12 protein-coding genes and 2 tRNA genes are annotated in these 12520 nt (G+C 71.2%); 5 read left to right on the top strand and 9 right to left on the bottom strand.

All coding sequences use genetic code 11. The annotated features are described in order from the left end of the window. From ACIQWR_RS29740 to ACIQWR_RS29710, 7 genes are all read right to left on the bottom strand, one after another. Nucleotides 1–597 (bottom strand): response regulator, encoded by a 597-nt coding sequence (locus ACIQWR_RS29740; protein ID WP_404016072.1) that lies wholly within the window; start codon nucleotides 595–597, stop codon nucleotides 1–3. An 83-nt stretch (nucleotides 598–680) separates the two neighbouring features. Further along, the gene (locus tag ACIQWR_RS29735; RefSeq protein ID WP_404015747.1) at nucleotides 681–1982 is read right to left on the bottom strand and encodes a sensor histidine kinase; all 1302 of its coding nucleotides are present in this window, start codon (nucleotides 1980–1982) and stop codon (nucleotides 681–683) included. Between the two features lie 15 nt (nucleotides 1983–1997). Next, a complete protein-coding gene (locus tag ACIQWR_RS29730) occupies nucleotides 1998–2807 on the bottom strand; it encodes an ABC transporter permease (RefSeq protein WP_404015744.1) in 810 nt (269 codons plus the stop codon). Continuing rightward, the gene (locus ACIQWR_RS29725) at nucleotides 2804–3751 is read right to left on the bottom strand and encodes an ABC transporter ATP-binding protein (protein ID WP_404015741.1); all 948 of its coding nucleotides are present in this window, start codon (nucleotides 3749–3751) and stop codon (nucleotides 2804–2806) included. The genes ACIQWR_RS29730 and ACIQWR_RS29725 overlap by 4 nt, the downstream gene beginning before the upstream one ends. A gap of 188 nt (nucleotides 3752–3939) precedes the next feature. Continuing rightward, nucleotides 3940–4012: transfer RNA gene (locus ACIQWR_RS29720), tRNA-Gly, on the bottom strand. Between the two features lie 93 nt (nucleotides 4013–4105). Continuing rightward, a tRNA-Gly gene (locus tag ACIQWR_RS29715) sits at nucleotides 4106–4177 on the bottom strand. Between the two features lie 88 nt (nucleotides 4178–4265). Continuing rightward, entirely contained in the window at nucleotides 4266–4583 is a 318-nt protein-coding gene (locus ACIQWR_RS29710) for an Lsr2 family protein (RefSeq protein WP_354378979.1), read from the bottom strand. Nucleotides 4584–4910: 327 nt separating this feature from the next. On the opposite strand from ACIQWR_RS29710, the gene purS reads away from it, so the two are divergent. The 4 genes from purS (at nucleotide 4911) to ACIQWR_RS29690 (ending at nucleotide 9164) form a co-directional block, all read left to right on the top strand. Continuing rightward, the gene (gene purS / locus ACIQWR_RS29705) at nucleotides 4911–5156 is read left to right on the top strand and encodes a phosphoribosylformylglycinamidine synthase subunit PurS (RefSeq protein ID WP_030009438.1); all 246 of its coding nucleotides are present in this window, start codon (nucleotides 4911–4913) and stop codon (nucleotides 5154–5156) included. A gap of 2 nt (nucleotides 5157–5158) precedes the next feature. Next, nucleotides 5159–5863 (top strand): phosphoribosylformylglycinamidine synthase subunit PurQ, encoded by a 705-nt coding sequence (gene purQ, locus ACIQWR_RS29700; RefSeq protein ID WP_404015738.1) that lies wholly within the window; start codon nucleotides 5159–5161, stop codon nucleotides 5861–5863. Beyond that, the gene (gene purL, locus ACIQWR_RS29695) at nucleotides 5860–8133 is read left to right on the top strand and encodes a phosphoribosylformylglycinamidine synthase subunit PurL (RefSeq protein WP_404015735.1); all 2274 of its coding nucleotides are present in this window, start codon (nucleotides 5860–5862) and stop codon (nucleotides 8131–8133) included. Before purQ ends, purL begins: the two co-directional genes overlap by 4 nt. Before the next feature lie 239 nt (nucleotides 8134–8372). Continuing rightward, on the top strand, nucleotides 8373–9164 hold the full coding sequence (locus tag ACIQWR_RS29690) for a sterol carrier family protein (RefSeq protein ID WP_404015732.1): 792 nt from the start codon (nucleotides 8373–8375) through the stop codon (nucleotides 9162–9164). 12 nt (nucleotides 9165–9176) lie between these two features. On the opposite strand, the gene ACIQWR_RS29685 is transcribed toward ACIQWR_RS29690, so the two are convergent. Together ACIQWR_RS29685 and ACIQWR_RS29680 are read right to left on the bottom strand one after the other, a co-directional pair. Continuing rightward, complete coding sequence (locus tag ACIQWR_RS29685; RefSeq protein WP_404015729.1) at nucleotides 9177–10622, bottom strand: sulfatase-like hydrolase/transferase; 1446 nt, start codon at nucleotides 10620–10622, stop codon at nucleotides 9177–9179. A gap of 110 nt (nucleotides 10623–10732) precedes the next feature. Next, a complete protein-coding gene (locus tag ACIQWR_RS29680; protein WP_404016070.1) occupies nucleotides 10733–10828 on the bottom strand; it encodes a putative leader peptide in 96 nt (31 codons plus the stop codon). A 158-nt stretch (nucleotides 10829–10986) separates the two neighbouring features. Here ACIQWR_RS29680 and purF point away from each other — a divergent pair, with 158 nt between their 5' ends. Next, nucleotides 10987–12504: an amidophosphoribosyltransferase gene (purF, locus tag ACIQWR_RS29675; protein ID WP_404015726.1), complete on the top strand. Its 1518-nt coding sequence runs from the start codon at nucleotides 10987–10989 to the stop codon at nucleotides 12502–12504. Nucleotides 12505–12520: the final 16 nt, after the last annotated feature.

Genomic DNA, 12520 nt, shown 5'->3' with positions numbered 1-12520 from the left:
CTATACCCAACCCCGGGCGCGTGCGAGACGCACTGCCGTGTGCCGGTTCTCGGCGCCCAGCTTCGCCGCCGCCGAGGAGAGGTAGTTGCGCACGGTGCCCTGCGACAGCGAGGCCCGCTCCGCGATCTCCGCGACCGGCGCCCCGTCCGCCGCGAGCTCCAGCACCTCCGCCTCCCGGGCGGTCAGCGGGGAGTCCCCCGCGCTGATCGCGTCGGCCGCCAACTCCGGGTCCACGTACCGCCCTCCGGCGTGCACGGTCCGGATGATCTCGGCCAGCCGCTGCGCCGACACGGTCTTGGGCACGAAGGCCCGCACGCCCGCGGTCAGGGCCCGCTTCAGGTGCCCGGGGCGGCCGTGACTGGTCACGATCATGGTCCGGCAGCCCGGGAGTTCGGCCCGCAGGGATGTGGCCACGCTCACACCGTCCGCACCCGGCATCTGGAGGTCCAGCACCGCCACGTCCGGCCGGTGGGCCCGCGCCATGGCGAGGGCCTCGGGCCCCGTGGCCGCTTCGGCGACCACCAGGAGGTCGTCCTCCAGCCCCAGCAGCGCGGCCAGCGCGCCCCGGATCAGGTGCTCGTCATCGGCGAGCAGCACCCGTACGGGACCCTCCGCGCGGCCCGTACCGCCCGTACCGCCCGTACCGCCGGCGGCGCCCGCGCTGCCCGCGCTGCCCGTGTTCACGTCCGTGCCTCCTCGTGCGCGTTCTCCGCCCGCAACCGCTGCCCGGGCACCTCGGCCCGCAAGCGGAAGACGCCCGACGCGGTGGCCGGACCCGCCGCACCCGCCGCACCCGCGGCGCCCGCAGCCGGTACGGTCCCCGCCTCCAGCGAACCCCCCAGCGCCGCCAGCCGCTCCCGCAGCCCCGCGAGCCCCGACCCCCGGTCCCGACCGGCCCCGGCCGGCTCCGGCGGCGCCCCGTCGTTCTCGACGACCAGCACCACCGCCCCCGCGTCCCCGCCCGCCAGCCGGATCAGGCAGCCGCGGGCGTCCCCGTGCCGCAGGACGTTGGTGGTCGCCTCGCGGACCACCCAGCCCAGCGCGGACTGCACCGCCACCGGCAGCTCCGGCGGCTCCGACAGCTCGACCCGGCAGTCGATCCCGGCGGCGCTCAGCACCCCGCGCGCTCCCTCCAGCTCCACTGCGAGATCGGCCTCCCGGTAGCCCCGCACCACGTCCCGCACCTCCCGCTGCGATTCCCGGGCGATCCGCTGCACCTCGACCATCTGGTCCACCGCCTCCGCCCGACCGCGCCGCGCCAGTTGGACCGCCAGCTCGCTCTTGAGCGCGATCACCGCGAGGTTGCGGCCCATCACGTCGTGCAGGTCCCGGCCGAAGCGCAGCCGCTCCTCGGCGACCGCCAGCCGGGCCTCCAGCTCCCGCGCCCGGTCCAGCTCCCACACCGTGGCCAGCAGCCAGGTGGAGAAGGCATGGGTGAAGTAGAGCAGCGGGCTGCTGAGCAGCCCCCCGAGAAGCAGTCCGAGCGCCAACCCGCCGGAGTGGCCCAGCGCGAGGGCCGCCAGCGCCGTGGCGAGCGCCGCGGCCGGGGGCACGTACCGCGCGCGGCGGGTGGACTCCAGCGCCATCGTCACCGCCGCGCTGCCGAAGCCGACCGTGCCGACCACCACCGTCGTGCCCACTTTCAGGTCGAGCAGGGCGGGGTCCGTCATCAGGGCGAGCGGGACGACCGCCGCCGCGCCGGTGACCAGCGAGGTCGCGAGGGTCAGGCGCGCCGGGCGCTCGCGCCGGCCCACCACCCGGTCCAGCGCGCGCGAGGTGAGCAACCCGCACAGCGCGGCGTGCGCGCAGACCAAGAGGAGGACCAGGACGTCGAGCCGGCCGCCGTGCTCGGACGACATGACCGGGAACAGTCCGATCGCCAGGGCCTCCGTGGCCGCGAAGAAGTGGAACGAACCGCGCGTGTACAGCTCGACCTTGGCCGCGCTCCCGCGGTCCTTCCACCACCCGGTCAACCTGGACACAGGCCCGCACTCCCCCTAGCGCCGCGGTTCCCAGCGGAACCACCGACCCACAGCAAACACCGTGACGGCGATCCAGGCCAGCGTGGTCGCGGCCGGTGCGAGCAGGGCCGCGTCCCCGCCCGCCCAGCCCGCCCGCACCAGGGTCATCACCCCGCTCAGCGGCAGCAGTTCGGCCACCGCGGCGACGCCGTCAGGCAGCGAGTCGGCCGGCACGAACAGCCCGGAGCCGATCATCGAGGCGAGGAGGAGCGGCAGCGTGGTCAGGCCCGCGCTCTCCACGTTGCGGGTGAACGCGCTGGTGAGGGCCGAGAGTCCGGCCAGCAGCACGATCCCGGCGAGGACGCCGAGGACGAGCACCACGGGGTGCTGCGGGCCGCGCAGGTGCAGTACGAACACCCCCGCGAGCACCAGGACGACGGCCTGCGCCAGCGCGAGCACGGCGGCGGGCAGCGCGGTCCCGGCCAGGATCTCCAGGTCCCCGGCCTCGCCGGTGCGCAGTCGCTTGAGGACGAGCTCCTCGCGCCGGGCGACGTACGCGGAGACGAGGTTCATGTAGACGACGAGCAGCAGCACCGTGCCGATGCCGCCGGTCACGGTGGCTTCGCCGACGGCGGCCGCGCCGTTCGCGCTGAGGGTGGCCCGCAGGAAGAAGACCATCGCCAGCGGCATCAGCAGCGCCACGGACAGCGCGGCCCGGTTGCGGACCAGGAGGGTGAGTTCGGACCGGCCGAGGGCGGCGAGCCGCCGCGGCTTCAGGTCCGGGAGGCGCGGGCCGCCCGGACCGCCGGTCGCGCCGCGGGTCGCGGCCGAGCCGTTCGTGCTCATCGGCTTCCCGCCGTCGTGTCGGCGCGCTCGTCCGCGCGGTGGCTTCGGGCGATCTCCAGGAAGGCCTCCTCCAGCGAGGCCGACCGGGCGTCGAGCCCGGCCAGCTCCACCGCGGCCTCGTCGGCCCAGCGCAGCAGCTCGCCGAGCGCCGACTGGAGCCGGTCGGTACGGATCTCCACCCGCTGCCCGTCCGCGGCGGCCCGCAGCGCGAGCGGCAACCGGGCCGCCGCCACCCCCGGGGGAAGGGCGAAGCGGATCCGGGCCGGCCGGGTCGCGCTCACCTCGGCCGGGGTGCCGGACAGGACGAGTTCCCCCTCGTGCAGGATCGCCAGCCGGTCCGCCAACTCCTGCGCCTCCTCCAGGTAGTGCGTGGTCAGCAGCACCGTGGTGCCCTCGTCCCGCAGCGCCCGCACCAGCGCCCAGGTGTCCCGGCGCCCTTCCGGATCCATGCCGGTGGTCGGCTCGTCGAGGAAGAGCACCTCGGGCCGCCCGAGCAGGGCCAGCGCCAGATCGAGCCGCCGCCGCTCCCCGCCGGACAGCTGCTTGACCCGTACGTTCGCCCGCTCCCCGAGCCGGACCAGCTCCAGTACCTCCGCGCCCGGGCGGGCGCCGCTGGTGACCCCGGACCACATCCGGACGGTCTCCGCGACGGACAGGTCGGAGGGGAAACCGCCCTCCTGGAGCATCACCCCGGTGCGGGGGCGTACGGCCGCCCGTTGGCGGAAGGGGTCGAGCCCGAAGACCCGGGCCCGGCCCGCGCTCGGCGCGGCCAACCCCTCCAGCAGCTCGACGGCGGAGGTCTTCCCGGCCCCGTTGGTGCCGAGGAGGGCGAAGACCTCGCCGCGGGCGACGGAGAAGGAGACGCCGCGCACGGCCTCGAACCCGCCCGAGTAGCCGCGGCGCAGCTCCTCGGCTTCGATCACTTTCCGCTCGGTGTCAGTCATGACCCCAGCCTCCGGCCGTTTCCGCAAGCGGGTCAGTGCGCGCTGTCACCACGACCGATGACATTTGTCATCGCAGGTCGAGGAGGGCGCGGGGCGCTCGGGGGCCCGTGGGAACCGTGGGGTGAGAGGGCCAACGCAGAAGGCCCCAGTCGATGACTGGGGCCTTCTGATGAAACTCTTGAATCAAGAGCGGACGACGAGACTCGAACTCGCGACATCCACCTTGGCAAGGTGGTGCTCTACCAACTGAGCTACGTCCGCAAACTCGCGATGATCGCTTCCCGTAAGGGGGCCATCAAGCGGTTGCGAGCATCACTGTACCCGATCCACCACAGTGGTCGGTAAAGCGTGCAGAGCGGGTGACAGGAATTGCACACTGCGCCTTCCCCCTGGAAGAGGGATGTTCTGCTACTGAACTACACCCGCACGACCTTTGGGGCTTTGACCTGCGGTCTGGCCCCTCGGCGTGATCCACACACTAGCCGATCCCTGGGGGTGGATGGCAAATCGGGGGTCAGTGGGCGGCGTTGTACGCCTCGTAGACCTTCTTGGGGATGCGGCCGCGGGGCGGCACGTCGAGCTGGTTGGAGCGCGCCCAGGCGCGGACGACCGCCGGGTCGGGGGCGATCGACGTGTGCTTGAAGGTCTTCCCGGAGCGGGACTGCCGGCGCCCCGCCGCCACGTAAGGAGCCAGACCCTTGCGGAGCTTCTTTGCGTTGGCGACATTGAGGTCGATCTCGTACGACTTACCGTCCAGAGCGAAGACGACCGTTTCCGCCGCTTCTCCGCCGTCGATGTCGTCGGAGATCGTGACTACTACGCGCTGCGCCACGGATATCGGTCCCTTCGTGCGGCACCGGCACGGGTTGACGTGGGGTGATGCCGACTGTGTGGATGCTTCGGAGCATTGCTTCTTTCCCCCGGTTTTCGGGGGGATTCCTTTGTACCGTGATTCGCGTTGTATAGCGAAGCCCAGTTAATTCGCTCCGCGTGTCCCGCCGCAATCCCGGGCGCGTGTTTTTCCGAGGGATTTTGCGAAGCGTTGGTGAAGCCGAAACCGCTCGGCGGGTCTCCTCGTCCGATATCTACCCGCGTAGAAATTTTGGCCGGGTACGCTGATGGAACCGCCTTCGCACCAACCACCACACGGGAGTGCCCGATGGCACGCGTCGTAGTCGACGTCATGCTCAAGCCGGAGATCCTCGACCCCCAGGGCCAGGCGGTGCAGCGTGCGCTGCCGCGTCTGGGCTTCGAGGGGATCGCCGACGTCCGCCAGGGGAAGCGCTTCGAGTTGGAGGTGGAGGGACCGGTCGACCAGGCCGCCCTCGACCGCATCCACAAGATGGCCGAAACGTTCCTCGCCAACACCGTCATCGAAGACTTCACCGTGAAGGTCGAGGCCTGACGGTGACCACTCGCATCGGAGTCGTCACGTTCCCCGGAACGCTCGACGACCGTGACTCGCTGCGCGCCGTCCGCCTCGCGGGGGCCGAGCCGGTCTCGCTGTGGCACCGCGACAAGGACCTGCACCAGGTCGACGCGGTCGTCCTCGCGGGCGGCTTCAGCTACGGCGACTACCTGCGCGCCGGAGCCATCTCCCGGTTCTCGCCGGTGATGGAGACCATCATCGAGCAGGCCAAGGCGGGCATGCCCGTCCTCGGCATCTGCAACGGCTTCCAGGTCCTCACCGAGGCCCACCTGCTGCCGGGCGCGATGCTCCGCAACAACCACCTGCACTTCATCTGCCGCGACCAGAAGCTGCGCGTGGAGAACGCGGAGACCGCGTGGACCGGCGACTACACCGCCGGCCAGGAGATCTCCGTACCGCTGAAGAACATGGACGGCCGCTACGTCGCCGACGAGCACACGCTCGACGAACTGGAGGCCGAAGGTCGCGTGGCCTTCCGGTACCTGGTCCGCGGCGAAGCCGCTGATGGATTCGGTAACCCGAACGGTTCCCTGCGCGACATCGCGGGCATCACCAACGCCGCGGGCAACGTGGTCGGCCTCATGCCGCACCCGGAGCACGCGGTGGAACCGCTGATCGGGACGGGCCGCACCGACGGCCTCCCGTTCTTCACCTCGGTCCTGAAGAAGCTGGTCAGCGCATGAGCCTCGACACCGTCAAGAACGCCACCGGGACCCCGGACGCCTCCCAGCCCTGGAAGGAACTCGGCCTCAAGGAGGACGAGTACGCCCGGATCCGCGAGATCCTCGGCCGCCGCCCCACCGGTGCCGAGCTCGCCATGTACTCCGTCATGTGGTCCGAGCACTGCTCGTACAAGAGCAGCAAGGTCCACCTGAAGCAGTTCGGCGAGAAGATCCCGGAGAACGACGTGATGCTCGTCGGGATCGGCGAGAACGCCGGTGTCGTCGACGTCGGTCAGGGCTACGCGGTCACCTTCAAGGTCGAGTCGCACAACCACCCGTCGTACATCGAGCCCTACCAGGGCGCGGCCACCGGTATCGGCGGCATCGTGCGCGACATCCTGGCCATGGGCGCCCGCCCGGTCGCGGTCGTGGACCCGCTGCGCTTCGGCGCCGCCGACCACCCCGACACCAAGCGCGTCCTGCCGGGCGTCGTCGCGGGCATCGGTGGATACGGCAACTGCCTGGGTCTGGCGAACATCGGCGGCGAGGTCGTCTTCGACGCCTGCTACCAGGGCAACCCGCTGGTCAACGCCGGTTGCATCGGCGTGATGAAGCACGAGGACATCCACCTCGCCAAGGCCTCCGGCCCCGGCAACAAGGTCATCCTCTACGGCGCCCGTACCGGCGGCGACGGCATCGGCGGCGTCTCGGTCCTCGCGTCCGAGACCTTCGACGCTGCGTCTGATGGTGCCGATGGCACGGGCAAGCCCAAGAAGCGCCCCGCCGTGCAGGTCGGCGACCCCTTCCAGGAGAAGCTCCTCATCGAGTGCACCCTGGAGATCTTCAAGGAGAAGCTGGTCGCGGGCATCCAGGACCTCGGCGGCGCCGGGCTCTCCTGCGCCACCTCCGAGCTGGCCTCGGCCGGTTCCGGCGGCATGCGCGTCGAGCTGGACACCGTCCCGCTGCGCGACGCGACGCTCTCGCCCGAGGAAATCCTCATGAGCGAGTCGCAGGAGCGCATGTGCGCGATCGTGGAGCCGCGCTACGTGGACCGCTTCATGGAGATCTGCGAGAAGTGGGACGTCATCGCCACCGTCATCGGTGAGGTGACCGAGGGCGAGCGCCTGGAGATCTTCTGGCACGGCGAGCAGATCGTGGACGTGCCCCCGGGCACGGTCGCCCACGAGGGTCCGGTCTACAACCGCCCCTACGCGCGCCCCTCCTGGCAGGACGCGCTGCAGGCGGACGACGCGAACAAGCTGGCCCGTCCGCAGACCTCCGAGGAGCTGCGCGCGCAGGTCCTGGCCCTGGTGTCCTCCCCGAACCAGGCGTCGAAGTCGTGGATCACCGACCAGTACGACCGGTTCGTGCAGGGCAACACGGTGCTCTCGCAGCCCGAGGACGCCGGCATGGTCCGCATCGACGAGGTGACCAACCTCGGCGTGGCGATGTCCACGGACGGCAACGGTCGTTTCGCGAAGCTCGACCCCTACGCGGGCGCGCAGCTCGCGCTGGCGGAGTCGTACCGCAACGTGGCGGCCACCGGCGCCAAGCCGCTGGCGATCTCGAACTGCCTGAACTTCGGTTCCCCCGAGGACCCGGACGTCATGTGGCAGTTCGCCGAGGCCACCCGCGGTCTCGCGGACGGCTGCCTGGAGCTGGGCACCCCGGTCACCGGCGGCAACGTCTCGCTCTACAACCAGACCGGTGACACCGCGATCCACCCGACTCCGGTCGTGGCGGTCCTCGGTGTGATCGACGACGTCAACCGCCGCACGCCGATGGCGTTCGCGGAGGCCGGCCAGCTGCTCTACCTGCTGGGCGACACGACCGAGGAACTGGGCGGCTCCGCCTGGTCCGAGGTCGTCCACCAGCACCTCGGCGGCCTGCCGCCCAAGGTGGACCTGGGCCGCGAGAGGCTCCTCGGCGAGATCCTCATCTCCGGCTCGCGCGACGGCATGATCGACGCCGCGCACGACGTGTCCGACGGCGGTGTCGTCCAGGCGCTCGTCGAGTCCTGCCTCAAGGGCGGCAACGGCGCGCGGATCGTGGTCCCGGAGGCGCTGGACGCCTTCACCTTCCTCTTCTCCGAGTCCGCCGGCCGGGCCATCGTGGCCGTGCCGCGCAGCGAGGAACTCCGCTTCACCGACATGTGCGGCGCGCGCGGCCTGCCCGCCACCCGCATCGGTGTCGTGGACGGCGAAGAGATCGAGATCCAGGGCGAGTTCACGCTCACCCTGGAGGAACTGCGCACCGCGCACGAGGCGACCATCCCGGCGCTGCTCGCCTGAGCCGCCGCTCCGTCGCGAGCCGAGCCCCCGTCCGGAACCGTTTCCGGGCGGGGGCTCGTCCGTTCGGTCGAGCCGCCGGCCCCGCACCGTCGTCGGTGCGGGGCCGGCGGGGGAACGGGGGCGAGATGTCGCAGAGCCGGGGCCGATGGCTCCTCGGGCTGCGCGGCCACCTTGCCGGCGGCCCCGAAGTCCTGACGGCGCGCGCGTCCCGGTGGACCCGGGGCGCGTAGGGTCGGCCCATGCCGCCCGCCAAGAAGAAGCCGCGCACCTACGACCTCGCCAGGACCCGCGCGGCCGTCCTCGCACAGTTCGGTCATGTCCGCGACGCCGTACGGGGGTTGGACCCCGAACAGCTGGCCGGGCCGAGCGGGGTCGGGCACTGGTCCGTCGCCGAACTCGCCGCGCACATCGCCTGGATCGCCGATTCGCTGGCCGCCGGACTGGCCCGGCCGCCCGCCGCCGTCGCCGAACTGGCCGCCGAGGAGTGGCCCTCCGCCACGGCCTCCCTGGCGGGGAAGATCGCCGAGGCGGCCAAGGAGACCCTGGAGGGGGCCCCGCTCGCGGAGCTCTACGACCGGGCCGGGGCCCGGCTGGCCGAGGCGCTGGAGTCCCACCCCGGCAGCCGGGTCCTGGACCTGTGGATCGGGGCCATGACCCTGGCCGACTTCCTGGTCACCCGTACCGTCGAGCTGGTCGTGCACACCGATGACCTGCGGCGCGCCACCGGAGTGGAGGTTCCGGTCGACCGCCAGGCCCTGGCCGCCTGCACCCGGTTGCTCGCCGACGCCCTCGCGGTGAAGGCGCCGGGCGGAGCGGTGGAGTTCCGCGTCCCGCCGTTCGCGGTGGTCCAGTGCGTCGAGGGCCCCCGGCACACCCGGGGCACCCCGCCGAACGTGGTGGAGACCGACCCGATCACCTGGATCCGGCTCGCCACCGGTCGCGAGGGCTGGGCCGAGGCGCTGGCGGACGCCCGGGTCCGGGCCAGCGGCGAGCGCGCCGACCTCTCCGCGCTGCTCCCCCTGATGAGCTGACCGGGCGCGGGATCAGGCCGTCGGGTACGGGAGCAGTCCCGCGTCCGTCTTCTCCCAGGACGCCCGCAACTCCGCGAGGCGGGCCGGCTCCAGGGCCGCCTTGTCGGCCTGCTCGCGGATGTCCCCGGCCAGGTTGAAGAGCTGGTCGCGGCCCGTCTTGCCGCGGTAGTACTTCCAGTCGCCGCGGCGCAGCGCCCGCTCCCCGCGCACCCGCCAGAACAGGTCGTGCTGCGGGGCCTTCTCGCCGCGCAGCAGGTACCCGGCCAGGCTCCTGCCGTCGAGCGGGTAGGCCCGGTCGGGGCGGGCCCCGGCCAGTTCCAGCAGGGTCGCCGTCCAGTCCGGGGTGACCACCGGGACGTGGCTGACCTGGCCGCCGTCGATCCGGGCGGGCCAGCGGACGATGGTGGGGACCCGGATCCCGCCCTCCTGCAGGACGGCCTTGTTGCCGCTCAGCGGCCAGTTGTGGGAGAAGCGCTCGCCGCCGTTGTCGCTGGCGAAGAAGACCAGGGTGTCGTCCTCCTGCCCGGAGCGCTTCAGCGCGGCGAGCACCTCGCCGACCGAGCGGTCGAGGTCCTCGACCATCTGCGCGTACTTCTCGACCGAGCCGCCGTCCTGGTGCCACAGCGCGCGCCCGTCCCCCGCCTTGATCCGGCGGACGACCTCCTTGCTCGCCTCGGTGTCGCCGTCGGCTATCCAAGGCCAGTGCGGGGTGGTGAAGTTCAGGTTCAGCAGCCACGGCTTGTCGTGGCGGCGGCCGACGTACTCGCTCGCGCGCTCGGTCAGGATCCGGGTGTAGTAGCGCAGGTCCTTGTACTCGGCGTCGCCCTCGTAGAGGTCGTACTCGCCGCCCAGGCCCAGCTTGGAGTAGTACTCCAGGGCTCCGCCGAAGTTGCCGAAGAACTCGTCCCAGCCGGACTTGGTGGGGCTGTAGTCGGGGAGGTAGCCGCAGTGCCACTTCCCGATCAGCGCGGTGGCGTAGCCGGTGGAGCGCAGCAGCGAGGCCAGCGTGGGGTGGGTGGGCTCCAGCCCCGCCGTCCTGTCGGCGATGGGCTCGGCCAGTCCGCCCTTGGTACGGCCCGGGTAGCGGCCGGTGTAGAGGCTGAACCGGGTCGGCGAGCAGGTCGCCGACCCCGAGTAGGCGTCGGTGAACCGGACGCCCTGGCGGGCCAGTCGGTCCAGGTTCGGGGTCTTGATGTGGGGGGCGCCGTAGGAGGACAGGTCGGCCCAGCCCAGGTCGTCGCCGAGGATGAACAGGATGTTCGGGCGGCGCCCGGGGCGGCCGCGGGCCGCCTTGAACTCCCGTTCCCGGGGCTGCGCGTACTGCGCCTCGGGCGCGGCATCGGCGGCGGGGGCCGCCTGCGCCGGGGAGGCGGCGAGTGCGACGGCGGCGGTGGCCGCGCCGGCCCCTACCGCACCGCCGAAGGCGCGCCGGGACAGCTCGGATCGGTTCGTGCTCACAGAGGTACTCCAGTCCAGGGCGGAGCCGCCGACGGAAGTCTCCGGCCGGCCCAGACAGAAAAGACCCAGAAAGGGTCAGAAAAGGGAAAAGAACCGCGAAATGTGAGTGGTTACGCGGAACAGCGACAGATAGCGCTCGCGACACGGACCAGGTCTACGTGGCGGCGCTCAACGAGGGTGACGTGCTGGTCACCGAGGGACTGCATGGAGTGGAGCTTGTGCGAACCCACAGGTACCTGTCAACCAAGGCATCCCGGATATCGAGACGGTCACCCTGCGTCCGGTTTACCGGACTGTGCGCACTGTGACATTTCCTGGCCTTCGCCAATTCGGACCAGTGGTCGATCTCGCCTACACTCAAAGCGTGCCTCGTGGTGATGGACGACTCAACCACGACCTGCTCCCCGGTGAGAAGGGCCCCCAGGACGCTTGCGGCGTCTTCGGTGTCTGGGCTCCGGGTGAAGAGGTCGCCAAGCTCACCTACTTCGGACTGTATGCACTGCAGCACCGCGGACAAGAGTCCGCGGGAATCGCTGTGAGCAACGGTTCCCAGATCCTCGTCTTCAAGGACATGGGCCTCGTGTCCCAGGTCTTCGACGAAACCTCTCTCGGATCCCTCCAAGGTCATATCGCGGTCGGTCACGCCCGCTACTCGACCACCGGAGCCTCCGTCTGGGAGAACGCGCAACCCACCTTCCGTGCGACGGCCCACGGCTCCATTGCCCTGGGTCACAACGGAAATCTGGTGAACACCGCCGAACTCGCGGGGATGGTCGCCGACCTCCCCCGCAAGGACGGCCGTGCCACCCAGGTGGCCGCGACCAACGACACCGATCTCGTGACGGCCCTGCTCGCCGGACAGACGGACGAAGACGGCAAGCCCCTGACCATCGAGGAGTCGGCCACCAAGGTCCTCCCGCTGGTCAAGGGCGCCTTCTCGCTCGTCTTCATGGACGAGGGGACGCTCTACACCGCCCGTGACCCGCAGGGCATCCGCCCGCTGGTCCTCGGCCGCCTGGAGCGCGGCTGGGTGGTGGCGAGCGAGACCGCCGCCCTCGACATCTGCGGCGCCAGCTTCGTCCGCGAGGTCGAACCGGGCGAGCTGATCGCGATCGACGAGAACGGTCTGCGTTCCTCCCGATTCGCGGAAGCGAAGCCCAAGGGCTGTGTCTTCGAGTACGTCTACCTGGCGCGCCCGGACACCGACATCGCCGGCCGGAACGTCTACCTCTCGCGCGTCGAGATGGGCCGTCGGCTGGCCAAGGAAGCCCCGGCCGACGCCGACCTGGTGATATCGACACCGGAGTCCGGCACGCCCGCCGCCGTCGGATACGCCGAAGCCAGCGGGATTCCGTACGGCGTCGGCCTGGTCAAGAACGCCTACGTCGGCCGGACCTTCATCCAGCCCTCGCAGACGATCCGCCAGCTCGGCATCCGGTTGAAGCTGAACCCCCTCAAGGAAGTCATCCGGGGCAAGCGCCTGGTGGTCGTCGACGACTCGATCGTCCGCGGCAACACCCAGCGCGCCCTGGTCAAGATGCTCCGCGAGGCCGGCGCGGCCGAGATCCACATCCGGATCTCCTCCCCGCCCGTGAAGTGGCCCTGCTTCTTCGGCATCGACTTCGCCACCCGTGCGGAGCTGATCGCCAACGGCATGACGGTCGACGAGATCGCCACCTCCATGGGTGCCGATTCCCTCTCGTACATCTCGCTCGACTCGATGATCGAGGCGACGACCATCCAGAAGCCCAACCTCTGCCGGGCCTGCTTCGACGGCGAGTACCCCATGGAGCTGCCCGACCCGCAGCTGCTGGGCAAGCAGCTCCTGGAGTCCGAGCTGGCCGGTGGCAAGGATGCCGCCGACGCGCTCCGTCGTCCCTGATCACGCACCCGCAGTA

This window comes from Streptomyces sp. NPDC098789 (assembly GCF_044759975.1).
GTDB lineage: Bacteria > Actinomycetota > Actinomycetes > Streptomycetales > Streptomycetaceae > Streptomyces.
This window is presented reverse-complemented; position numbering and strand designations above follow the sequence as displayed.

Excerpts from the sequence above, each read along its gene's own strand:
- ACIQWR_RS29730 (WP_404015744.1), bottom strand. The coding sequence starts at position 2,807 with ATGAGCACGAACGGCTCGGCCGCGACCCGCGGCGCGACCGGCGGTCCG.
- purS (WP_030009438.1), top strand. The coding sequence starts at position 4,911 with ATGGCACGCGTCGTAGTCGACGTCATGCTCAAGCCGGAGATCCTCGAC.
- ACIQWR_RS29690 (WP_404015732.1), top strand. The coding sequence starts at position 8,373 with ATGCCGCCCGCCAAGAAGAAGCCGCGCACCTACGACCTCGCCAGGACC.
- ACIQWR_RS29725 (WP_404015741.1), bottom strand. The coding sequence starts at position 3,751 with ATGACTGACACCGAGCGGAAAGTGATCGAAGCCGAGGAGCTGCGCCGC.
- ACIQWR_RS29680 (WP_404016070.1), bottom strand. The coding sequence starts at position 10,828 with ATGCAGTCCCTCGGTGACCAGCACGTCACCCTCGTTGAGCGCCGCCAC.
- purL (WP_404015735.1), top strand. The coding sequence starts at position 5,860 with ATGAGCCTCGACACCGTCAAGAACGCCACCGGGACCCCGGACGCCTCC.